Below are 23,254 nucleotides of genomic sequence, written 5' to 3'. Positions count from 1 at the left end.
TTCGCCAGGCGCAAATGAAGCCGATGACGTTTTGCTCTGTGCCCGTTCAAGCAAGAATTGAATCTCTCGACTGGGAGAATCAATTCTTTGCGGTGAACAGCGGAATTCTTCGCTTTGAAGAAGACGCGCCTTTGCTGACCCCGCAACACCTCGATGCCTATGCTCGCGTACAGGCGAAAATCTCTACCCAGCAAACTGCCCTGCTTGATGGTTTGCAGCAACTCGGTTTTAAACTGGTTGAAGGGGAAGTCGATTTTGTACTGAAAGTTGGCACGCAACATGCTCCATCTTCTGTAGAGCTTGCCACAAGTGCTGATATTCCTGTATTGCGGGATTTAGCCGCCAATATCTTCACACAAAGCCGTTTTCGTACGCCCTGGTATCAGGCAACGGATAGTGGCCGTTTCTACGCACAATGGGTTGAGAATGCCGTGCTCGGCACCTTTGACCATGAGTGCCTGTTATTGAAAAACGGCAATGCGATACAAGGCTTTGTGAGCATGCGTCAGCTAAATGATGATGAGGCTCGTATTGGCTTGCTGGCAGGTCGTGGTGTTGGCGCTCAGCTGATGGATGCAGCCTGTTTTTGGTGTCAGCAACGTGGCCTCCAAACACTACGCGTGGCTACGCAAATCAGCAATACCGCAGCTCTGCGGCGCTATGTTCAAAGCGGTGCCACTATAGAAAGCACCGCCTTCTGGTTATACAGGTGAAAAAATGATCCCATTTAATGCTCCTCCAGTAGTAGGTACGGAAATCGAATACATGCAGGCTGCGATGGGTAGCGGCAAGCTTTGTGGCGATGGCGGTTTCACGCGTCGTTGCCAGCAATGGATGGAGCACCGCTTTGGTTGCAAAAAAGTGCTGCTAACACCTTCCTGCACGGCATCACTGGAAATGGCGGCGCTGTTGTTAAATATTCAGCCCGGCGATGAAGTTATTATGCCGAGCTATACCTTTGTTTCTACTGCTAACGCTTTCGTTCTGCGTGGGGCAAAAGTGGTGTTTGTCGATATTCGTCCGGACACCATGAACATTGACGAAAAGCTGATTGAAGCGGCAATCACCGAGAAGACTCGTGCGATTGTTCCTGTTCATTACGCCGGTGTAGCCTGTGAAATGGACACCATCATGGCGATTGCCAACAAGCATAATCTGTTTGTTGTGGAAGATGCGGCGCAGGGCGTGATGTCGACCTACAAAGGCCGCGCGTTAGGGACAATTGGCCACATTGGTTGCTTCAGCTTCCATGAAACCAAAAACTATACGGCGGGTGGCGAAGGCGGCGCGACGCTGATTAATGACCCTTCGCTTATCGAGCGTGCGGAAATTATTCGCGAGAAAGGCACTAACCGCAGCCAGTTCTTCCGTGGGCAGGTGGATAAATATACCTGGCGGGATATTGGCTCAAGCTACTTGATGGCCGACTTGCAGGCAGCTTATCTGTGGGCGCAACTCGAAGCGGCTGAAAAGATTAACCAACAGCGACTGAAGCTGTGGCATGCCTACTACGATGCCCTGACACCGCTGGCTAAAGCAGGGCGTATTGAACTGCCATCTATTCCAAAAGACTGCGTGCAAAATGCGCACATGTTTTATATCAAATTGCGTGATATTGACGATCGCAGTGCTCTGATTTCCTGGCTGAAAGAGGCGGAAATTCTGGCGGTGTTCCATTATATCCCATTACATGACTGCCCGGCTGGCGAGAAGTTTGGTTACTTCCACGGCGAAGACCATTTCACTACTCAAGAAAGTGAGCGCCTGTTGCGCCTGCCGTTGTTCTATAACCTGTCTCCTGCGAATCAACGTACTGTTATCAATACGTTGTTAAGCTTCTTCTCCTGATATGTCACTCGCGAAAGCTTCGGTGTGGACCGCAGGGTCCACACTGGTAAAAATTGCTGCCGGTTTGCTGGTGGTGAAGCTGCTTGCTGTGGCATTTGGCCCGAGTGGGGTTGGGCAGGCTGGTAACTTCCGCCAGATGGTCACCGTATTAGGCGTGCTTGCCGGGGCGGGGATCTTCAACGGCGTGACAAAATACGTCGCGCAATATCACGATCAACCCGAACAATTACGCAAGGTGATTGGCACGTCATCAGCGATGGTGCTTGGCTTCTCGACGCTTTTAGCCATTATTTTTGTTGTGGCGGCAAAGCCCATTAGCCTTGGGTTATTTGGACATGAAAATTACCAGGGGCTCGTTCGCCTGGTGGCGTTAGTGCAGATGGGGATTGCTTGGGCGAACTTGTCGCTGGCAATCATGAAAGGGTTTCGGGACGCTGCGGGTAACGCGCTGGCGCTGATTGGCGGCAGTATTATCGGCGTGATGGCGTACTACCTTTGTTATCGTCTGGGCGGTTATCAGGGAGCATTATTGGGGCTTGCGTTAGTTCCTGCACTGGTGCTGATTCCTGCGGGAATCATGCTGGTCCGGCGCGAACATGTTCCGCTCAGCTATCTGAAACCTCAGTGGGACAAAGTGTACGCCAGCAGCCTTGGTAAATTTACCCTTATGGCGCTGATGACCTCGGTCACTCTACCGGTGGCCTACGTCATGATGCGTAACCTGCTTGCCGCGCACTACAGTTGGGATGATGTTGGTATCTGGCAGGGGGTGAGCAGTATTTCAGATGCCTATCTGCAATTTATCACTGCTTCGTTTAGCGTCTATCTGTTGCCAACGCTTTCACGCTTAACCAACAAATCTGATATTAGTCGCGAGATTGTTCGTGCGCTGAAATTCGTGCTGCCCGCGGTGGCTCTGGCAAGTTTCACCGTCTGGCTGTTGCGCGATTTTGCTATCTGGCTACTTTTTTCAAATAAATTCATCGCGATGCGCGATCTCTTTGCCTGGCAGTTGGTGGGGGATGTGCTGAAAGTGGGTTCGTACGTATTTGGCTATTTAGTAATAGCGAAAGCCTCGCTTCGCTTCTATATCTTGACGGAAATCAGCCAGTTCGCATTATTGACCGGTTTTTCACATTGGCTTATACCTGCGCATGGTGCTCTGGGGGCCGCGCAGGCCTATATGGCAACGTACATCATTTACTTCACGCTCTGTTGCAGCGTTTTTCTCATTTATCGTAGACGAGCATGACGACACTGATTCACGTTTTGGGATCGGATATCCCGCATCATAATCAAACGGTACTGCGTTTCTTCAATGACGCGCTGGCTGTCTCAAATCCGCATGCACGCCAGTTTATGGTGGTGTCAAAGGACGACACTTTGCTTTCCGCTTTTCCTGCGCTTGCCATAACGCTTTATCCCACCAAAAAAGCGCTGGCGCAGGCTGTTGTGGTAAAAGCTCGAGCTAACCGCCAACAACGCTTTTTCTTCCACGGCAACTTTAACAGTGCGCTGTGGATTGCTCTGTTGACCGGTGGTTTGAAACCCGCCCAGATGTACTGGCATATTTGGGGCGCTGATCTTTACGAGGCCTCGAAGAGCTTAAAATTTCGGGCTTTTTACCTGCTGCGTCGCATCGCGCAGGGCCGTGTCGGGCGCGTGTTTGCCACCCGGGGCGATCTGAACTATTTCCATGAACGTCACCCACGCGTGCCGGGTGAGCTGATTTATTTCCCAACACGAATGGACTTATTGCCTGAGAGTAACACCTGCGAAGACGTCAAAACGGGGAAAATGACATTGCTGGTCGGGAATTCCGGCGATCTCAGCAACCAGCATATTGCAGCGTTAAAAGCGATTCATGCCCAGTTTGGCGACACGGTGCGCGTTGTGGTCCCGATGGGGTATCCTGGCAATAATGACGCCTATATTCATGAAGTGCAGCAAGCGGGGCGGGCGCTCTTTAGCGAAGAAAACCTGCAAATCCTAACGGAAAAAATGGACTTCAACGAGTATGTGACTCTGTTGCGCCAATGCGATCTGGGGTATTTCATTTTTGATCGCCAGCAAGGCATCGGTACGCTCTGCTTGCTTATCCAGGCGGGGATCCCTTGTGTACTCAGCCGCAAAAATCCTTTCTGGCAGGACATGACCGAGCAGCATATCCCGGTGTTGTTTACGGGCGATCCGTTGAATGAGTCGATAGTGCGCGAAGCGCAGCGTCAACTACGCTTACTGGATAAACAAAAAATCGCCTTCTTTAATCCAAATTACATCGATGGCTGGAAACGGGCACTGGAAATTGCATCAGGAGAAACCGCATGAGTTTGCTGCAATTTAGCGGTTTGTTTGTGGTCTGGTTTGCCTCAGTGATGTTCATTGGCATTTTAACGTACCAGGAATTCCGCCGGGTGCGTTTCAATTTTAATGTGTTCTTCTCACTGCTGTATTTGCTGACGTTTTTCTTTGGTTTCCCGTTTACCTGCACCCTGGTGTTTCGCTTCGGTGTGGCAGTCGTGCCGCCAGATGTGTTGCTCCAGGCACAACTCGCAGCCGTGTGTTTCTACGGTATCTATTATGTCGCTTACAAAACGCGACTGCGTGAGAAGCGAACCGCATCAGTTCGGCGTCCTGTCTTTACCATGAACCGGGTTGAGACTCATCTCACGTGGGTGATGTTGATGGTGGTGGCGCTGGTTAGCGTCGGCATCTTCTTTATGCATAACGGATTTTTGTTATTTAAGCTGCATTCTTATAGCCAAATATTCTCCAGCGAAGTGTCGGGCGTTGCGTTAAAGCGTTTCTTCTACTTCTTTATTCCCGCGATGCTGGTGGTCTATTTCCTGAAACAAGATGGGCGAGCCTGGCTGTTCTTCCTTGTCAGCACAGTAGCCTTTGGTCTGCTGACCTACATGATTGTCGGCGGTACACGCGCCAATATCATCATCGCATTCGCCATCTTCTTGTTCATCGGCATTATCCGTGGCTGGATTTCGCTGTGGATGCTGGCGGCTGCGGGCGTCTTTGGTATTGTTGGGATGTTCTGGCTGGCGTTGAAACGCTACGGTCTGAACGTCAGCGGCGATGAAGCGTTTTATACCTTCTTGTACCTGACGCGCGATACCTTCTCTCCGTGGGAAAACCTGGGATTATTGCTGCAAAATTACGACAAAATTGAGTTCCAGGGACTGGCCCCGATCTTGCGTGATTTTTATGTCTTTATCCCAACCTGGTTATGGCCAGGCAGGCCGAGCATCGTTCTGAACAGTGCGAACTACTTTACCTGGGAAATTCTCAACAACCATTCTGGGCTGGCGATTTCACCTACCTTAATTGGCTCGCTGGTGGTGATGGGCGGAGTGTGGTTTATCCCGCTGGGCGCGGTTGTGGTGGGACTCATCATCAAATGGTTCGACTGGTTATATGAATTGGGCAATCGGGAAACCAATAAATACAAAGCGGCCATTTTGCATAGTTTCTGCTTCGGAGCGATCTTTAACATGATTGTTCTGGCGCGAGAGGGGTTGGACTCCTTCGTTTCACGCGTGGTGTTTTTCCTGATGGTATTTGGCGTCTGTTTGATGCTCGCGAAATTACTTTACTGGTTATTTGATAGTGCGGGGCTGGTGCATCAACGGTTACGGCGTTCACCGAAAATTACCACCAGCACCCAAAATGCATCACAAGGAATATCATGAGTCCACTGACTACAGCACCTTCATACGCTATTCGCGACCTGGATCTTCTTGGCTGGCGCGATATGCAGCACGCTCTGGATTACCTCTATGCAGACGGTTCGCTGCGCTGCGGCACTTTGGTGGCGATTAACGCTGAGAAAATACTCTCCGCAGAGCGTGAGCAAGAAGTGCGAACGCTAATCCAGGAGGCGGAATACAAATACGCTGACGGCATAAGCGTGGTTCGTTCTATCCGTAAAAAATTCCCTGGTGCGGTCGTGTCGCGAGTGCCAGGTGCTGATCTATGGGAAGCGCTGATGCAGCGAGCGGGGCAAGAAGGCACACCGGTTTTTCTCATCGGTGGCAAACCGGAAATACTGGCGCAAACAGAGGCCAAACTGCGCAAGCAGTGGCAGGTGAATATTGTCGGCAGTCAGGATGGTTACTTCAAAGCGGAACAGCAGCCAGCTTTGTTTGAGCGTATTCGCGACAGTGGTGCTGCGATTGTGACGGTTGCGATGGGCTCGCCACGGCAGGAAATCTTTATGCGTGATTGCCGTAAGGTGCATCCTGCTGCGTTGTATATGGGCGTTGGCGGTACCTATGACGTGTTTACGGGCCATGTGAAGCGTGCACCAAAAGTATGGCAGAACCTTGGTCTGGAATGGCTTTACCGTTTGTTGTCGCAGCCGAGCCGTATCACGCGCCAAATAAAACTGCTGCGTTATCTGGCCTGGCATTATACCGGTCGCCTTTAAAATATCCCTTTGTGTGCAGATAAAGGGAGTTTGATGGGTGAAATTGGCTGGATAATCATCAGAATGTGCAAAGCATGACCAAATGCGCATTTTATTTAAATAAGCACTAGACAGCCGAGCATGAAGGCCGTAATATCCGACCCCGCAACGGCGCTATGCGCCCGTAGCTCAGCTGGATAGAGCGCTGCCCTCCGGAGGCAGAGGTCTCAGGTTCGAATCCTGTCGGGCGCACCATCTTTATTAAGAAGGGCGTTGGAGCTGCGGCGGCACTTCTTTCTAAGAAAGTTGGCCGTGCAAAAAAGTTTTCAGTGGTGGCTATAGCTCAGTTGGTAGAGCCCTGGATTGTGATTCCAGTTGTCGTGGGTTCGAGTCCCATTAGCCACCCCATTAATTTAGTGATATTGCGAAGGTGGCGGAATTGGTAGACGCGCTAGCTTCAGGTGTTAGTGTTCTTACGGACGTGAGGGTTCAAGTCCCTCTCTTCGCACCATCTCTAAGTTAAGCAGTAAGAAGTAAAAGCAGTATTTCGGCGAGTAGCGCAGCTTGGTAGCGCAACTGGTTTGGGACCAGTGGGTCGGAGGTTCGAATCCTCTCTCGCCGACCAAATTCAAGAAAACCCAACCGCAAGGTTGGGTTTTTTTACGTCTGTAGTTTGTAGAGGATGAGAACCTCCGAAGGAGGTTTGAGCCGAGCGCAGCGAGACAACGTTGCTTTAGCAACGGCCCGCAGGGCGAGTCACGCAGTGGCGAGTAATCCTCTCTCGCCGACCAAATTCAAGAAAACCCAACCGCAAGGTTGGGTTTTTTTACGTCTGTAGTTTGTAGAGGATGAGAACCTCCGAAGGAGGTTTGAGCCGAGCGCAGCGAGACAACGTTGCTTTAGCAACGGCCCGCAGGGCGAGTCACGCAGTGGCGAGTAATCCTCTCTCGCCGACCAAATTCAAGAAAACCCAACCGCAAGGTTGGGTTTTTTTACGTCTGTAGTTTACAGAGGAAGAGAACCTCCGAAGGAGGTTTGAGCCGAGCGCAGCGAGACGGCATTGCGTTAGCTCAGTCTCAATTTCACGACATTGTGGTTTTAATTGTCGTTGTTTGGTGACTTATAACTATTTAATAAATAACAAAAATTTTATTAAAGCGTATTGGTGTCTCTAAAAAGAGACACTGTTGCGATGGGATTAATGAGTGAAAGCAACGGACCGGGCACCTGAAAGTCCTCCGGTAACATGCTGAATGCAAAACGATTACATACTCATATTAATTTTGAATACAAACATGGCACGTATCGTGCAATAATATATCTGTAGATGCTCATTCCACTTCTTATGTTTGCTTAGGCTTCATAAACCCAGGAATGACGCAGAGCCGATTTACGGTGCTTATCGTCCACCGACAGATGTCGTCTTTCAGACCTCATCCAACACCATGGACATAACGTTGAGTGAAGCACCATTTAGTTGTCATACAGACCTGTTTTAACACCTGCCTTTTGGCGGGTGTTTTTTTTTGCTTTCAGAAAGGGAAGCGAGAAAGGGAAAAGGGCGAAAGATTTCGCCCTTAGTGACTACGGATTAGGATTATTTTGCAGAGTTAACAACAGGCCGTCACGACGCATGGTCGCCGCTTCTTCAGGTTGGTGCAGACGATCCAGACAATCTGCCAGCCAGGCGTAATCAAACGCATCAGGGCGCTGTTTGATGGCTTCGCGGAATGCCTCGCATGCGGGTTGCCATTCACCGTGCTTCATCAGCAACTGTCCCAGTGTGCTGTACAGCAACGGACGATCGCCCTGAGTTTTGATCTGCTGACGAAGGGCTTTTTCGAGTTGCTCTGGGTTTCCTGATTTCAAACGCGGCATCAGCAACACCAGACGTTCATCAAACTGGCGTTTTAGACCATCAAGGATGATTTCCTGCGCAGCGTCATGATCGTCACATTCAATGAGATGCTCCGCCATAGCGACCTGTAGCGCCGTCTCGTGGCGTGTTTTACGGCTTTGGTTTTTCCACCAGGTTTTCAGGCCATCATTACCTTGATCAGCCATCGCCTGATCCATCAAACCAATCCAGGCCTGGCGCTGAAGCTCTGCACGATGGGCTTCATCACTAACCTGTACTTTGTCCATTGCTGGCAAAATATCAAGCAGCGAGCCCCACGCACCGGTACGAACATAAGCCATTTCAGCCAGACGTAGAACTTCTGGATGACGCGGAGCCGTTTCCAGTAATTTATCCACACCGTGACGCGCTGCGTGATTCTCATTGCGAGCCAGTTGCAGGCGTACACGAGTAATTTCTACTGGTAACTGATCGTGGTCTGCCAGCTCTGCCGCACGTTCAAGATGTTGGTTTGCCCGGATTTCATCGCCGCGCTGTTGTGCAGCTTCGGCGGCCAGCAAATAGTTCACCACTGGCTGTTCCGCATGATCGGCATTTTTCAGCATGAGCTTTTCAACTTGCTGATAATCACCTTCTGCCAGTTTCAGCAATGCAGCTTTAGTTTGCTTACGCGCGCGGCTGCTTTTACGTCCAACAAACCAACCACGTGTACGAGCACCGGTACGGAAAACACGACGCAGTACCCACTCGATGGCGAACAGCACAACCATGCTCAGGATAAGAATGATCACCAGGCCCGTGACGCTGGTTTCCACGTTGTAATTGTCAGTCTGGATCAGCACATAGCCCTGATGCCCGGCAAGCATCGGCCCGAGGACGATCCCGGCGATCAACAACAGAAAGAGTAATAAGACTTTAATCATGCTTATTCTCCTTGAGTGGGTGCAGGCACCGGTGCTGGTACAGGTTCAGTTGGCGCTGGCGCTGCGGTACTCGCAGCGGGCTGAGCGAGTAAATTGCGCACCCGAGTCTGCATCAGTTTTTCCAGCAGAGGTTGGCTTTCCAGCGTTTGCGGCACATCCATATTGATGCTTTGCTGGCTGAGAGAGTCCAGTTCATCGAGGAACGATTTGGTCACACTGTCGTTGGTATCGTAATAGGCACGAACCCAGGTGGAGACATTCTCCAGCGACTGCTTATAGGTTTCATCCTGATGACGTGGAACGGCTTGCGCTGCAACCAGCAGACGCGAGCGGATATTCTCACGCAGATAAACATCCTGGTTTGGTGCCAGAAGCGGAACCGCTGTTTCATCACGACGACGAATAGTAATGAAACTATCCATAAAGTTGTGCCAGCTTTTTGCCAGGTTCTGACGCCATTCCGTGACGGTGCTTGAAAGCTCGCTACCATCAGAGTCCATCGGCGTGTCATCGGTATTATTGTCTGCAAGGCGCAAGTTATCGACTTGATTAGAAAGCTGATTTAGCTTGAGGATAATCCCGTCGTAATCGACCTGAGTAATAGAAGACAGTGCAGCAATGTCATCTGTCAGCGCACGGCGAGCAACAAGCAGACTCGGATCATTCATGTCAGCAAGGCTGGCATCTGCACTTTTCAAAAGTGCAGCGGCGGTAGTGACATCCTGATCGCTCCACAGTTTTCGACCGGCCAGTTTCACCAGGAAATCGGACTGCGCTAACAGCCAGGTTTTTGCATCACTTCCTGAAATCGTCGCCACTTTTTGCTGGACTTCATCAAGCTCACGCGCCAGATTCGCCTGCTGACGATTCGACTCTTCGAGAGCCGACGCTTGCTGCTTGATGGTCGTTTCCAGCGCTGATTGCTGCTGTTCTTGCTGCTTTTGTAAGGCGATTAACTGTGTTGCCAGAGCATCGGTGTTGGCCGTTTGCGCCGCTGACTGATGCTTACCATAACTGTAAAGACCGCCACCTAGCGCCAGGGCAATAGCAATGGCAATCGCACCCAGGGCAATTCCGGCAATACCATTACGATTTTTTTTTGGTGGTTGTTCTGGAAGCGGTGCGCTTTCCACCGCAGGTGTGGTCTCTTCAACCATGGCGGAGGTATTCTGTTGTTCCGTCATTGTAGCGTCCCATTATTGTATACCCGTCAAAATCCAAGTTGCATGTGCGTCGCCGCCTTCCTGTAACTCGAATTATCTTAGGTTAAAGTTTATTGTAACGCGCGAAGCAGCGCGTCATTGTCTGCGTTATCGGCGACCCGAATATCTTGCCAGCCCAGATCCCGGGCAAGGTCTGCCAGACGCTCACTAACAACTAAGAGTTGGCAGTGGAGTAACCAGTTTTTTCGATACCATTCGGGAATGAGCGCATAAAGTTGCTGTAGCATTTCACCGCTCGTCACGACCAGCGTTGAAACCCCACGCTCGCGCCAGCGAAAGGCTTCTTCTGTTCCATCATAAATTCTGGCACTTCTTTGGTAACATTCGCAGAACGTCACTTCTGCACCGCGTTCTGTCAGCGTTTCACCTAACAGTTCACGGCCACCGTTGCCGCGTAAAATGAGCGCTCGTTTCCCGGCAACGTTCTGTAATTCAGGTAATTGTAGCAAGACTTCCGACGTTTCCCGATCTTGTGGATAACGAACCGGCAAATGACTGACTGTATGAAACGCTAATGCAGTCGTACGTCCAATCGCAAACCAGGCAAGATTTGCAGGCCATGACATCGAATTTTGGCTTAATTGTGGCTGGGCATAATGTATGACGTGCTGCGATAGAACGAAAACCAGATCGCCTGCGGAAAGGCTCGCGAGCATTGCCGGCAGTTTGTCCAACTGTCGGCCTGGGGAAAACTCGATGAGAGGGAAGCTGTAAGCCACCTGCCCCAGTGCGCGCAGTCTGCTCACTAACTCGTCCCCTGCGGGCGAAGGGCGGGTGACAAGGATCGTCATGCCGGAGCATCTCCGTCATAAACTGCGGCGAGAATTTCACGGGCGCCTTTATCAAGGAGTTCTTCAGCAAGGGAAACACCCATAGCTTCGGCATCTTCTGGTTTACCACGACGTTCACCGCGAACCAGGATTGAACCATCGGGTGCGCCCACTAATGCCCGCAGCCATAACTCGCCATTGCTTAATTCGGCATAGCTGCCGATTGGCACCTGGCATCCGCCTTCAAGACGCATGTTCATGGCACGCTCTGCCCGGACGCGAATCGCCGTTTCTTCGTGATTTAGCGACTCAAGCAACTCCTGAGTACGTATATCGTCAAGGCGACACTCGATGCCGACAGCTCCCTGGCCCACAGCGGGAAGAGAAACTTCAGATGGCAAGGCGTAACGAATGCGGGATTGCAATTCAAGGCGGTTAAGACCGGCGACGGCAAGAATAATCGCATCGTAGTCACCATTGTCGAGTTTACCCAAACGGGTGCCGACGTTGCCGCGTAATGAACGAATGACCAGGTCCGGGCGACGCTCGGCAATCTGGCATTGGCGACGGAGGCTTGATGTACCGACTACGCTGCCAGCTGGCAAATCATCGAGGTTGGCGAAATTGTTGGAAACAAAGGCATCACGCGGATCATCGCGCTCGCAAATTGTCACCAGGCCAAGCCCTTCAGGAAACTCGACAGGTACATCTTTCATTGAATGCACTGCGATATCTGCACGCCCTTCAAGAAGGGCGAGCTCTAACTCTTTGACAAACAATCCCTTGCCGCCAACTTTTGCCAGCGGTGTATCAAGAATGATGTCGCCACGCGTAACCATAGGCACCAGTTCAACCGTGAGCTGGGGATGGTTCGCCATCAGGCGTTGTTTGACATAATGTGCTTGCCAAAGTGCTAATGGGCTTTGGCGAGTGGCAATTCTTAATACATTGTCTAACATTGCTAGTTACCGTAATTATCGTCCCTGACCATCCTACCACTCTTCACGGAAGGCTGTCAGTTTCAACGGTTTTTCGGAAAAGAGGGATGTCTTTCGTATTATGGAATATAAAGCAGGGAGCCGGAGAGGAACTTGGCGTGTAGCGCATCTTTCTTTACGGTCAACCAGCAAGGTGTTAAATTGATCACGTTTCCAGCAATTCTTTGCCTTGTCGTTTATAATAGAGGCAACAACCGGGAAACGGGTTTTTTCGAAATACTGAAACCATCAGGCGATATGTCTTGTACCTCTATATTGAGACTCTTAAACAGAGACTGGATGCCATTAACCAACTGCGTGTAGATCGCGCACTTGCTGCCATGGGGCCTGCTTTCCAACAGGTCTACAGTCTTCTGCCAACATTGCTACATTATCATCACCCGCTGATGCCAGGTTACCTTGAAGGTAACGTTCCACATGGCATTTGCATCTACACGCCTGATGAAACCCAACGCCACTACCTAAACGAACTCGAATTGATGCGTGGCATGCCGCCGCAGAAAACCGATCCGGGTGAATTACCTATTACAGGTCTTTATTCAATGGGCAGCACCTCGTCCGTTGGGCAGAGCTGTTCATCCGATTTGGATATTTGGGTGTGTCACCAGTCCTGGCTCGATAACGACGAGCGCCAGTTACTGCAACGCAAATGTAGTGTGCTGGAAAGCTGGGCAGCCTCCTTAGGTGTTGAAGTCAGTTTCTTCCTGATTGACGAAAACCGCTTCCGCCACAACGAAAGTGGCAGCCTGGGCGGTGAAGATTGCGGTTCTACACAACACATCTTGTTGCTGGATGAATTTTATCGTACTGCGGTGCGCCTGGCCGGGAAACGTATTCTCTGGAGTATGGTTCCGGGTGATGAAGAAGATCATTACGACGATTACGTGATGAGCCTCTATTCTCAGGGTGTGCTCACACCAAACGAGTGGCTGGATCTCGGCGGTTTAAGTTCCCTTTCGGCTGAAGAGTACTTTGGTGCCAGCCTTTGGCAGCTCTATAAAAGTATCGACTCTCCTTATAAAGCGGTGCTGAAAACGCTGCTGCTTGAAGCTTATTCCTGGGAATATCCGAACACGCGTTTGCTGGCAAAAGACATCAAACAACGTTTGCATGATGGTGAGATAGTCTCTTTCGGGCTTGATCCGTATTGCATGATGCTGGAGCGAGTGACTCACTATCTTTCGCAAATCGAAGACAACGCACGTCTGGATTTAGTCCGCCGTTGCTTCTATCTCAAAGTGTGCGAAAAACTTTCCCGTGAACGTGCGTGCGTTGGCTGGCGTCGTGAAGTATTAAGCCAACTGGTCAAAGATTGGGGCTGGGACGAAGCACGCCTGGCGATGCTGGATAACCGCGCCAACTGGAAAATTGACCAGGTTCGTGATGCACATAACGAGCTTCTGGATGCGATGATGCAAAGCTATCGTAACCTGATTCGTTTCGCGCGCCGCAATAATCTGAGCGTCAGTGCAAGCCCACAAGATATTGGTGTTTTAACCCGTAAATTGTATGCGGCGTTTGAAGCGCTGCCGGGCAAAGTGACATTGGTTAACCCACAGATCTCCCCTGATCTGTCAGAACCCAATCTGACCTTCATCCATGTGCCGCCGGGCCGTGCCAACCGTTCAGGCTGGTATCTGTACAACCGCGCGCCGAACATGGATTCCATCATCAGCCATCAACCGCTGGAATATAACCGTTATCTTAATAAGCTGGTGGCATGGGCCTACTTCAATGGCCTGCTGACTTCCCGCACCCGTCTGTTTATTAAGGGCAACGGTATTTGTGATTTACCAAAACTGCAGGAAATGGTTGCCGATGTGTCGCACCATTTCCCGCTACGTTTGCCTGCACCAACAGCGAAAGCGTTGTATAGCCCATGTGAAATTCGCCATTTGGCTATAATCGTTAACCTCGAATACGACCCGACAGCCGCGTTCCGCAATCAGGTTGTTCATTTCGATTTCCGTAAGCTGGATGTATTCAGTTTCGGGCAGCAACAGCAGTGCCTGGTAGGAAGCGTTGATTTGCTTTACCGCAACTCATGGAATGAAGTGCGTACACTGCACTTCAATGGTGAACAGTCCATGATTGAAGCCCTGAAAACGATTCTGGGCAAAATGCACCAGGATGCCGCACCACCTGATAGCGTTGAAGTTTTCTGCTATAGCCAGCATCTGCGAGGGTTAATCCGCACTCGAGTACAGCAGCTGGTTTCTGAATGTATCGACTTCCGTTTGTCGAGCACTCGCCAGGAGCCTGGCCGCTTTAAAGCGTTGCGGATCTCTGGCCAAACGTGGGGGCTGTTCTTCGAACGTCTAAGCGTATCGGTGCAAAAACTAGAAAATGCGGTCGAGTTCTACGGCGCGATTTCGCATAACAAACTGCATGGCTTGTCAGTGCAAGTTGAAACCAACCAGGTTCAATTGCCGTCGGTGGTCGATGGGTTTGCCAGCGAAGGGATCATTCAATTCTTCTTTGAAGAAGCGAATGAGGATCAAGGATTCAATATCTACATTCTTGATGAGAGCAACCGGGCAGAGGTATATCACCACTGCGAAGGTAGCAAAGAAGATTTAGTGCGTGACGTTAGCCGTTTCTACTCATCGTCGCACGATCGCTTTACCTACGGCTCAAGTTTTATCAACTTCAACCTGCCACAGTTTTATCAGATTGTGAAAGTGGATGGGCGCTCTCAGGTCATTCCGTTCCGCAACCAGGCTATCACAGCAGCGACGCCAGCTAATCATGATGATAGCTCAACACCGCTGCTTCAACAGTACAGCAATAGCTAAACTTAGCTAAAGCTAACCGGCTCTCCGGCTTGCTGCGTGCAAGCCTCTTCCAGCAACGCCCAAAACTCAGCGCCGCTGCGATCGCAAATCCAGAGATCCCCTTTCAGGTCAAAATGGTAGCCGCCACTTTTGGTCGCAAGCCAGACCTGATGCAGAGGTTCCTGGCGATTGATAATAATCTTGCTGCGGTTCTCAAAACTCAGGCTCAGCACGCCACCATTGATTTCGCAGTCAATATCGCTGTCCCCATCCCAGTCATCCAGGCGTTCTTCGATTGTTGACCACAGGCCATCAGCCAGGCGATGAAATTCACTGTCGTTCATATCTTTTTCTCAGTTGTTCGTCTTCAGGGCAGTATAAAAGCAACACCCGTGAATAGAAAAGAGTATTGCTTTTCAGGGATCACCTGCGATGATAGAAGACAGAATATTGGATTACAGGCATCTCAATAATGAAGAAAATTTTCTGCCCACTGGCATTTATGCTGGCACTTTTCAGTCTTTCTGGCTGCGGTCTTAAAGGGCCTCTGTACTTTCCGCCTGCCGATGGTAAAACCAAACCCGCGACTCAGGTAAGTCCTGAGAAAAAGACCCAATCGGCGACGCCAGACCGCAATAATCGTGGTACGGATAACGCACCGACTCAGGTTGTCTACTAGCTAATTATCGATAAGTAGCCGCGTATATGGAGCAGAAGATGCAGTTTTCGAAGATGCATGGCCTTGGTAATGACTTTATGGTCGTCGACGCGGTGACTCAAAACGTCTATTTCTCCCCTGAGCTGATTCGCCGACTGGCCGACAGACATCTGGGAGTGGGTTTCGATCAGTTGCTGGTGGTTGAGCCACCTTACGATCCTGACCTGGATTTCCATTACCGTATTTTCAACGCCGATGGCAGCGAAGTTTCTCAATGCGGCAATGGTGCGCGTTGTTTCGCGCGTTTTGTGCGCCTGAAAGGGCTGACTAACAAACGCGATATTCGCGTCAGCACTGCCAATGGTCGCATGGTCCTCAGCGTGACCGAAGATGAGCTGGTATGCGTGAATATGGGTGAGCCGAACTTCGAGCCATCCGCCGTACCGTTCCGCGCAAACAAAGCGGAAAAGACCTATATTATGCGTGCCGCCGAACAAACCATTATGTGTGGCGTCGTCTCGATGGGTAACCCGCATTGCGTTATCCAAGTCGATGATGTGACGACGGCTGCTGTGGAAACATTGGGGCCGGTGATGGAAAACCATGAGCGTTTCCCGGAGCGCGCGAATATCGGCTTTATGCAGGTCGTGACGAAAGAGCATATCCGCCTGCGTGTTTATGAGCGCGGCGCGGGGGAAACACAAGCTTGTGGTAGTGGAGCTTGCGGCGCAGTTGCCGTGGGCATCTTGCAAGGAATACTTGCGGAACAGGTTCGCGTAGAGCTGCCTGGTGGCCGCCTTGATATCGCCTGGAAAGGGCCGGGAAATCCGCTGTTTATGACCGGTCCGGCGGCCCATGTCTATGATGGATTTATACATCTATGAAGAACGCCGAGGAACAGCAAGAAGCCGTACTGGAACTGGATGACCGTGTTGTGGCGGAGTATCTGCTACGTCATCCCGATTTCTTTATTCGTAACGCCCAGCATGTAGAACAGATGCAAGTCCCGCATCCGGTGCGCGGTACTGTATCGTTGGTTGAGTGGCACATGGCGCGCAGCCGTAACCATATCAATTTTCTTGAAGAAAACATGACCTTGTTGATGGAACAAGCGAGTGCCAACGAAGGGCTTTTCTATCGCTTACTGAAATTGCAGGGCCGCCTGGCGTCTGCAACCAGCTTGCAGGAAATGCTCAACCGTCTGCACCGTTGGGCGCGTGAAATGGGTCTGGCTGGCGCGAATGTGCGTCTTTTTGCAGACCGTTGGCGGATTGGTGCTCCTTCTGATTTTACGCATTTGGCGCTGAGTCGACAGGCTTTCGAGTCGCTTCGCATTCAACGTCTGGGCGACCGACAGCATTATCTCGGGTCGCTGAACGGCCCTGAGTTACTGGTTGTTTTGCCTCAGGCAAAAGCTATTGGTTCTGTGGCACTGTCGCTGTTAGGAAGTGATGCGGATTTAGGCGTGCTGGTATTCAGTAGCCGCGATCCTCAGCATTACCAGGAAGGGCAAGGCACGCAATTACTGCACGAACTGGCGCTGATGCTGCCCGATCTTCTGGAGCGTTGGATCGAGCGAGTATGACCGTCTCCCCGCTGCAATCCTCTGTCGATGGCTTTCTGCGCTACCTGAAAGTAGAGCGCCAGCTAAGCCCGCTGACCTTGCTTAATTATGGTCGTCAGTTGGCTGCGATTATCGGCCTTGCCGCTGAGATGAAGTTGAACTCCTGGCAGCAGTGCGATGCAGCGGTGGTTCGTTCCCTGGCCGTTCGCAGCCGCAAGGCAGGTCTTGGGCCGTCAAGCCTGGCATTACGTCTCTCCGCGCTTCGCAGTTTCTTTGACTGGTGTGTCAGCCAGGGCGAACTTAAAGCCAATCCCGCAAAAGGTATAACGACGCCGAAAGCTGGCCGTCACCTGCCCAAAAATATCGATGTCGATGACGTTAACCGTCTGCTGGATATCGACATTAACGATCCGCTTGCGGTACGCGACCGTGCAATGCTGGAAGTCATGTACGGAGCAGGGCTGCGTCTTTCTGAACTGGTTAATATGGATTGTCGTCATATCGACCTGACGACGGGCGAAGTTTGGGTGATGGGGAAAGGCAGCAAAGAGCGTCGGGTTCCGGTGGGGAAATCTGCCGTTATCTGGGTTGAACACTGGCTGGATTTGCGCGAGCTTTTTGGTCCGGATGACGATGCGCTGTTTCTCTCGAAACAAGGGAAGCGTATTTCAACGCGCAACGTCCAGAAACGTTTTAGCGAGTGGGGGATAAAACAGGGGCTGAACAGCCATGTACATCCACACAAACTGCGCCACTCATTCGCCACGCACATGCTGGAATCCAGCGGTGATTTGCGCGGCGTGCAGGAGTTATTAGGCCACGCCAATCTTTCCACGACGCAAATCTATACCCATCTCGACTTCCAACACTTAGCCTCAGTGTATGATGCTGCCCATCCACGCGCTAAACGAGGGAAATCGTAATGCATTTTTACCGCCCATTAGGGACTATTGCCGCGCTCACTTTTGATCTCGACGATACGCTGTACGACAACCGTGCGGTGATTGAGCGTACCGAGCGGGAATCAATGAGCTTCGTGCAGAATTACCATCCGAAGCTAAACCATCTTCAACGCCCCGATTTTTTGCGTATTCGACATGCGCTGCGCCTCGCAGAACCAGATATTTATCACGATGTCACCGAATGGCGTCGCCGTGCGGTAGAACAAGCGATGTTAAACGCGGGTCTTTCGGCAGAGGAAGCCTCCGCAGGCGCACAGGCATCGATGGAGAACTTTGCCCACTGGCGTAGTCAAATCGACGTGCCGCAAGAAACTCACGACACGCTGGCTGCGCTTGCTAAAAAGTGGCCGCTGGTGGCGATTACAAACGGTAATGCCGAGCCCCATCTTTTTGGCCTCGATCATTACTTTAAGTTTGTCTTGCGAGCGGGTCCTCATGGGCGTTCCAAGCCCTTCAACGACATGTATCATTTGGCAGCAGAAAAGCTGAATGTTCCGCTCGGCCATATCCTGCATGTTGGCGATGACCTGACGACGGATGTCGCAGGGGCGATTCGCAGTGGGTTACAGGCGTGCTGGATAAACCTGCGCGATGGCGACTTGATGCAGATTGATGACAGCCGTTTATTGCCACATCTGGAAATTTCGCAGTTGGCATCCCTCACCGCGCTGATATAATCATCAACAACTCTGTATAAAATTCCAGGGGTGGCTGACCGCCACTTCTCTTACGTGGCGGTGCCAATGGACGTTTCTTACCTGCTCGACAGCCTCAATGACAAACAGCGCGAAGCCGTCGCAGCCACGCGTAGCAATATGCTGGTGCTGGCCGGAGCGGGCAGTGGTAAGACACGCGTATTGGTTCACCGCATTGCCTGGTTGATTAGCGTCGAAAATTGCTCGCCATATTCCATTATGGCCGTGACGTTCACCAACAAAGCAGCCGCAGAAATGCGCCACCGTATTGGTCAGTTGATGGGCACCAGTCAGGGCGGGATGTGGGTCGGTACTTTCCACGGCCTTGCACATCGTTTACTGCGCGCGCATCACATGGATGCGAATTTGCCTCAGGATTTCCAAATCCTCGACAGCGAAGATCAACTCCGTTTGTTAAAGCGCCTGATCAAAGCCATGAATCTTGATGATAAACAGTGGCCTGCACGCCAGGCGATGTGGTTTATCAACGGTAAGAAAGACGAAGGTTTACGTCCGCACCACATAGAAAGCTATGGCAATCCGGTAGAGCAAACCTGGCAAAAAATTTATCAGGCTTATCAGGAAGCGTGTGACCGCGCGGGCTTGCTGGATTTCGCCGAGCTGCTGCTGCGTGCTCATGAGCTTTGGCTGAACAAACCGCACATTCTCAATCACTATCGCGAACGCTTCACCAACATTCTGGTGGACGAATTCCAGGATACCAACAGCATCCAGTACGCGTGGATTCGTATGCTGGCGGGTGACACCGGCAAAGTGATGATCGTTGGCGATGATGACCAGTCCATTTATGGCTGGCGCGGTGCGCAGGTTGAGAACATCCAGCGCTTCCTGACGGATTTCCCTGGCGCACAAACCATTCGCCTTGAGCAAAACTACCGTTCCACCAATAACATCCTGAATGCCGCCAACGCCTTGATTGCGAATAACTCAGGCCGTCTGGGTAAAGAGCTGTGGACTGATGGCAGCGACGGGGAACCTATTTCACTTTACTGTGCTTTTAACGAACTGGACGAAGCCCGTTTCGTGGTTAATCGCATCAAGACGTGGCAGGAAAATGGCGGTGCACTCGAGCAATGCGCGATTCTTTATCGCAGCAACGCCCAGTCTCGTGTACTGGAAGAAGCATTATTGCAGGTCAGCATGCCGTACCGTATTTACGGTGGGATGCGCTTCTTCGAGCGCCAGGAAATCAAAGATGCGCTCTCTTATCTGCGCCTGATCGCCAACCGTAACGACGATGCCGCATTTGAACGTGTGGTAAACACGCCAACGCGTGGCATTGGCGATCGCACGCTGGACGTTGTTCGCCAGACTTCCCGCGACAAGCAACTGACAATGTGGCAAGCCTGCCGTTTGTTGCTTCAGGAAAAAGTGCTGGCGGGGCGTGCGGCTTCAGCGCTGCAACGCTTTATGGAGCTTATCGACGCGCTGGCCCATGAAACCATTGATATGCCTCTGCACGTACAAACTGACCGTGTAATCAAAGATTCCGGTCTGATGATGATGTACGAGCAAGAAAAGGGTGAGAAAGGCCAGACGCGTATCGAAAACTTAGAAGAACTGGTCACAGCAACACGCCAGTTCAGCTACCAGGATGAAGACGAAGACCTGATGCCTCTGCAGGCTTTTCTGTCACATGCGGCTCTTGAAGCCGGTGAAGGGCAAGCGGATACCTGGCAAGACGCGGTGCAATTGATGACATTGCACTCGGCGAAAGGTCTGGAGTTCCCGCAAGTCTTTATCGTCGGCATGGAAGAGGGCATGTTCCCGAGCCAGATGTCACTGGATGAAGGTGGACGCCTGGAAGAAGAGCGCCGCCTGGCTTACGTCGGCGTGACGCGTGCGATGCAAAAACTCACGTTAACCTATGCCGAAACGCGCCGTTTGTATGGCAAAGAAGTCTATCACCGGCCGTCACGCTTTATCGGCGAGTTGCCGGAAAACTGCGTGGAAGAAGTGCGCCTGCGGGCAAGCATCAGCCGCCCGGTCAGCCATAAACGCATGGGAACGCCAATCTCCGAGAATGATTCTGGCTTTAGCCTTGGGCAGCGTGTTCGCCATGCCAAATTTGGTGAAGGCACGGTCGTCAACCTGGAAGGGAGCGGTGAACACAGCCGAATTCAGGTGGCATTCCCAGGCCAGGGAATTAAGTGGTTGGTGGCAGCTTATGCACGCCTGGAAACGGTGTAATTTTTTATAGTTACCCAATGGATTTCAAGTTTCAGGAAGGCGGCAAGAGAACGAATCCCGATGAGCTTACATAAGTAAGTGATTTGGGTGAGTGAACGTAGCTAACGCACCTGCAACTTGAAAGACGACGGGTATCCCGTTGCGTGTTGACGCCATATTTGTGGTGGCGTAACATGCGCGCACGATTACGCTAAGAGGACACTCGCCTTGGACACACCCAGTAAATACTGGCTCAATAACCTGTCATCCAGGTACAACTTCTAAGGCTATCCTCTTATGCTGATAGCCTTAGTGGTTGTCGGCGACCTCATATCTCGTATATCCCGTCGCAATGAGTCAGACTTTTTAATGGTCTGAAACCTATATCGTTTCTGTCTGTGTGCCAACCGAACTGTCCCTGTTATTTTTTGCATTGGGAGTACCGGTCATGCTGAGCGCATTTCAACTGGAAAACAATCGTCTGTGCCGTCTCGAATTAGACGAGGCTGACAACCTGAGCAATTCTGTCTGGGTTGATCTGGTCGAGCCTGAAGAGAATGAGCGGCAGCGCGTGCAAACGGAACTTGGTCAAAGCCTGGCAACACGCCCGGAACTGGAAGACATCGAAGCATCCGCGCGTTTCTTTGAAGACGAAGACGGCTTGCACATCCACTCATTTTTCTTTTTTGAAGATGCAGACGATCATGCGGGCAACAGCACCGTGGCATTCACCATTCGTGAAGGTCGCCTGTTTACGCTTCGTGAACGTGAATTACCGGCATTTCGCCTTTACCGTATGCGCGCCCGTAGTAACGCGATGGTGGACGGCAACGCTTACGAATTACTGCTCGACCTGTTTGAAACCAAAATCGAACAGCTGGCAGATGAAATCGAAAATATTTATAGCGACCTCGAGAAACTCAGCCGCGTGATTATGGAAGGGCATCAAGGCGATGAGTACGACGCTGCGCTTTCAACACTCGCAGAGCTTGAAGATATCGGCTGGAAAGTGCGTTTGTGTCTGATGGATACCCAACGCGCACTCAACTTCCTGGTGCGTAAAGCGCGTTTGCCGAGTGGGCAACTGGAGCAGGCGCGTGAAATCCTGCGAGATATCGAATCCCTGCTGCCACACAACGAATCCCTGTTCCAGAAAGTTAACTTCCTGATGCAGGCGGCGATGGGCTTTATCAACATCGAGCAGAACCGCATCATCAAGATCTTCTCGGTGGTATCGGTCGTGTTCCTGCCGCCAACGCTTGTGGCGTCCAGCTACGGAATGAACTTCGAGTTTATGCCAGAGTTGAAACTGAGCTTCGGTTATCCAGCGGCGATTATCGTGATGATCCTCGCGGGGCTTGCACCTTATCTCTACTTCAAGCGGAAGAACTGGTTGTGAGATGAAAATGGAAAGGGAGCCGAATGGCTCCCTTTTTACTATTTATCAGCCGCGCTGCGTGCTGCAATTCGTGAATGTCGTTGTGTATAAACCGCATCAAGAATAAACAACGCCAGTGCTGCCCAGATAAACCCGAAGGTCAGCATCTTATCTTTGCCGACCACTTCACCGTAGAACGTCACAGCCAGCAGGAACATAAGGGTAGGGCCAAGGTACTGGAAGAAACCCAACGTCGAGAGGCGCAAGCGCGTTGCCGCTGCGGTGAAACACAGTAGCGGAATCGTTGTGACCACACCTGCCGCGATAAGCAGTAAATTCAGAGACATGGGGTTTTGCCCCATATGGCTGGTTGAGCTGTCTGCGATACCAAACAAATAGATAGCGGCAATCGGTAATAGCCACAGCGTTTCTACCAACATTCCTGTTTGTGCATCGACGGCGATTTTCTTACGCACCAGCCCGTAAAACGCAAAGCTGAACGCGAGGCCAAGAGCGATAATCGGTAGCGAGCCGAATGTCCAAAGCTGAACCAGAACGCCACAGGCTGCGAGTGCCACGGCTACCCACTGCATTCTGCGGAACCGTTCACCAAGGAAGATCATCCCCAGTACGACGTTAACCAACGGGTTAATGAAGTAGCCGAGGCTCGCTTCCAGCATGTGATTGTTATTCACCGCCCAAATGAACAACAGCCAGTTCCCACCGATCAGCACCGCAGACAGCGCCATCGCAAAAACCTTCTTACGGTTTTGACAGGATTTTTTCACCTGTGGCCACTGGCGGCTCAAGCTAATCAACACCACCATAAAAAAGAACGACCAAATCACGCGATGCGTCAGGATTTCATCTGCTGGGACGTAGTGGATTAATTTGAAATAAGCAGGCGCAATGCCCCAAATAAAATACGCCGCCAGCGCAAGTAACACGCCCTGGCGGGTTTGTTTCGCATCCATGAAAGGAACTCGTTGATGAATA

At 51.3% G+C, this 23,254-nt stretch carries 21 protein-coding genes, 4 tRNA genes and 2 other RNA genes; 21 read left to right on the top strand and 6 right to left on the bottom strand.

From position 1 onward, the window contains the following. Positions 1 to 38 precede the first annotated feature (38 nt). The 12 genes from rffC (at position 39) to RHD99_RS22920 (ending at position 7,222) form a co-directional block, all read left to right on the top strand. Positions 39 to 713: a dTDP-4-amino-4,6-dideoxy-D-galactose acyltransferase gene (gene rffC / locus RHD99_RS22975; RefSeq protein ID WP_309879247.1), complete on the top strand. Its 675-nt coding sequence runs from the start codon at positions 39 to 41 to the stop codon at positions 711 to 713. Positions 714 to 717: 4 nt separating this feature from the next. After that, complete coding sequence (gene rffA, locus RHD99_RS22970) at positions 718 to 1,848, top strand: dTDP-4-amino-4,6-dideoxygalactose transaminase (protein ID WP_309876847.1); 1,131 nt, start codon at positions 718 to 720, stop codon at positions 1,846 to 1,848. Between the two features lies 1 nt (position 1,849). After that, positions 1,850 to 3,100, top strand: a complete 1,251-nt coding sequence (gene wzxE, locus RHD99_RS22965; protein WP_309876845.1) for a lipid III flippase WzxE — start codon at positions 1,850 to 1,852, stop codon at positions 3,098 to 3,100. Next, on the top strand, positions 3,097 to 4,176 hold the full coding sequence (locus tag RHD99_RS22960) for a TDP-N-acetylfucosamine:lipid II N-acetylfucosaminyltransferase (RefSeq protein WP_309876844.1): 1,080 nt from the start codon (positions 3,097 to 3,099) through the stop codon (positions 4,174 to 4,176). The genes wzxE and RHD99_RS22960 overlap by 4 nt, the downstream gene beginning before the upstream one ends. Beyond that, a complete protein-coding gene (gene wzyE / locus RHD99_RS22955) occupies positions 4,173 to 5,549 on the top strand; it encodes an ECA oligosaccharide polymerase (protein WP_309876842.1) in 1,377 nt (458 codons plus the stop codon). Before RHD99_RS22960 ends, wzyE begins: the two co-directional genes overlap by 4 nt. Then, positions 5,546 to 6,286, top strand: coding sequence for a lipopolysaccharide N-acetylmannosaminouronosyltransferase (gene wecG / locus RHD99_RS22950; protein WP_309876840.1), 741 nt, complete (start codon positions 5,546 to 5,548; stop codon positions 6,284 to 6,286). Before wzyE ends, wecG begins: the two co-directional genes overlap by 4 nt. Positions 6,287 to 6,443: 157 nt before the next feature. Next, positions 6,444 to 6,520 (top strand) — tRNA-Arg (locus RHD99_RS22945). Between the two features lie 77 nt (positions 6,521 to 6,597). Further along, a tRNA-His gene (locus RHD99_RS22940) sits at positions 6,598 to 6,673 on the top strand. 16 nt (positions 6,674 to 6,689) lie between these two features. Further along, a tRNA-Leu gene (locus tag RHD99_RS22935) sits at positions 6,690 to 6,776 on the top strand. A 37-nt stretch (positions 6,777 to 6,813) separates the two neighbouring features. Beyond that, positions 6,814 to 6,890: transfer RNA gene (locus RHD99_RS22930), tRNA-Pro, on the top strand. 36 nt (positions 6,891 to 6,926) lie between these two features. Next, a non-coding RNA gene (locus RHD99_RS22925) (RtT sRNA) lies at positions 6,927 to 7,056 on the top strand. 36 nt (positions 7,057 to 7,092) lie between these two features. Continuing rightward, a non-coding RNA gene (locus RHD99_RS22920) (RtT sRNA) lies at positions 7,093 to 7,222 on the top strand. Between the two features lie 627 nt (positions 7,223 to 7,849). Here RHD99_RS22920 and hemY read toward each other — a convergent pair. From hemY to hemC, 4 genes are all read right to left on the bottom strand, one after another. Beyond that, positions 7,850 to 9,046 carry a protoheme IX biogenesis protein HemY gene (gene hemY, locus RHD99_RS22915; RefSeq protein ID WP_309876838.1) on the bottom strand — a complete coding sequence of 399 codons (1,197 nt, stop codon included), beginning with the start codon at positions 9,044 to 9,046 and terminating at the stop codon, positions 7,850 to 7,852. Between the two features lie 2 nt (positions 9,047 to 9,048). After that, positions 9,049 to 10,230 carry a uroporphyrinogen-III C-methyltransferase gene (hemX, locus tag RHD99_RS22910; RefSeq protein ID WP_309876836.1) on the bottom strand — a complete coding sequence of 394 codons (1,182 nt, stop codon included), beginning with the start codon at positions 10,228 to 10,230 and terminating at the stop codon, positions 9,049 to 9,051. An 89-nt stretch (positions 10,231 to 10,319) separates the two neighbouring features. Further along, positions 10,320 to 11,060 (bottom strand): uroporphyrinogen-III synthase, encoded by a 741-nt coding sequence (gene hemD / locus RHD99_RS22905; RefSeq protein WP_309876834.1) that lies wholly within the window; start codon positions 11,058 to 11,060, stop codon positions 10,320 to 10,322. Then, positions 11,057 to 11,998 carry a hydroxymethylbilane synthase gene (gene hemC / locus RHD99_RS22900; RefSeq protein WP_309876832.1) on the bottom strand — a complete coding sequence of 314 codons (942 nt, stop codon included), beginning with the start codon at positions 11,996 to 11,998 and terminating at the stop codon, positions 11,057 to 11,059. The genes hemD and hemC overlap by 4 nt, the downstream gene beginning before the upstream one ends. A 281-nt stretch (positions 11,999 to 12,279) precedes the next feature. Between hemC and cyaA the strand changes: the two genes are divergently transcribed. Further along, a complete protein-coding gene (gene cyaA, locus RHD99_RS22895) occupies positions 12,280 to 14,832 on the top strand; it encodes a class I adenylate cyclase (RefSeq protein ID WP_309876830.1) in 2,553 nt (850 codons plus the stop codon). A gap of 2 nt (positions 14,833 to 14,834) precedes the next feature. Here the strand turns inward: cyaA and cyaY are convergent, their stop codons facing one another. Then, positions 14,835 to 15,155, bottom strand: a complete 321-nt coding sequence (gene cyaY / locus RHD99_RS22890; protein ID WP_183273100.1) for an iron donor protein CyaY — start codon at positions 15,153 to 15,155, stop codon at positions 14,835 to 14,837. 128 nt (positions 15,156 to 15,283) lie between these two features. Between cyaY and lptM the strand changes: the two genes are divergently transcribed. From lptM to corA, 8 genes are all read left to right on the top strand, one after another. Then, on the top strand, positions 15,284 to 15,490 hold the full coding sequence (gene lptM, locus RHD99_RS22885; protein WP_309876828.1) for an LPS translocon maturation chaperone LptM: 207 nt from the start codon (positions 15,284 to 15,286) through the stop codon (positions 15,488 to 15,490). A 38-nt stretch (positions 15,491 to 15,528) separates the two neighbouring features. Then, entirely contained in the window at positions 15,529 to 16,353 is an 825-nt protein-coding gene (dapF, locus tag RHD99_RS22880) for a diaminopimelate epimerase (RefSeq protein WP_183273103.1), read from the top strand. Further along, positions 16,350 to 17,054, top strand: coding sequence for a DUF484 domain-containing protein (locus tag RHD99_RS22875; protein WP_183273105.1), 705 nt, complete (start codon positions 16,350 to 16,352; stop codon positions 17,052 to 17,054). The genes dapF and RHD99_RS22875 overlap by 4 nt, the downstream gene beginning before the upstream one ends. Next, positions 17,051 to 17,956 (top strand): tyrosine recombinase XerC, encoded by a 906-nt coding sequence (gene xerC / locus RHD99_RS22870; RefSeq protein ID WP_183273107.1) that lies wholly within the window; start codon positions 17,051 to 17,053, stop codon positions 17,954 to 17,956. The genes RHD99_RS22875 and xerC overlap by 4 nt, the downstream gene beginning before the upstream one ends. Next, on the top strand, positions 17,956 to 18,672 hold the full coding sequence (gene yigB / locus RHD99_RS22865) for a 5-amino-6-(5-phospho-D-ribitylamino)uracil phosphatase YigB (protein ID WP_309876824.1): 717 nt from the start codon (positions 17,956 to 17,958) through the stop codon (positions 18,670 to 18,672). The genes xerC and yigB overlap by 1 nt, the downstream gene beginning before the upstream one ends. Before the next feature lie 66 nt (positions 18,673 to 18,738). Further along, the gene (gene uvrD, locus RHD99_RS22860; RefSeq protein WP_309876822.1) at positions 18,739 to 20,901 is read left to right on the top strand and encodes a DNA helicase II; all 2,163 of its coding nucleotides are present in this window, start codon (positions 18,739 to 18,741) and stop codon (positions 20,899 to 20,901) included. A 207-nt stretch (positions 20,902 to 21,108) separates the two neighbouring features. Further along, a complete protein-coding gene (gene ysgD, locus RHD99_RS24050) occupies positions 21,109 to 21,165 on the top strand; it encodes a YsgD/CorL family protein (protein ID WP_367597360.1) in 57 nt (18 codons plus the stop codon). A 163-nt stretch (positions 21,166 to 21,328) separates the two neighbouring features. Then, on the top strand, positions 21,329 to 22,279 hold the full coding sequence (gene corA, locus RHD99_RS22855; RefSeq protein WP_183273110.1) for a magnesium/cobalt transporter CorA: 951 nt from the start codon (positions 21,329 to 21,331) through the stop codon (positions 22,277 to 22,279). 38 nt (positions 22,280 to 22,317) lie between these two features. Here corA and rarD read toward each other — a convergent pair whose 3' ends face one another. Further along, on the bottom strand, positions 22,318 to 23,232 hold the full coding sequence (gene rarD / locus RHD99_RS22850; RefSeq protein WP_309876820.1) for an EamA family transporter RarD: 915 nt from the start codon (positions 23,230 to 23,232) through the stop codon (positions 22,318 to 22,320). Positions 23,233 to 23,254 lie beyond the last annotated feature (22 nt).

The sequence above is a fragment of the Buttiauxella selenatireducens genome (assembly GCF_031432975.1).
Classification (GTDB): domain Bacteria; phylum Pseudomonadota; class Gammaproteobacteria; order Enterobacterales; family Enterobacteriaceae; genus Buttiauxella; species Buttiauxella selenatireducens.
The sequence above is the reverse complement of the archived record's forward strand: the minus strand, read 5'-3'. Positions and strand labels throughout refer to the sequence as shown.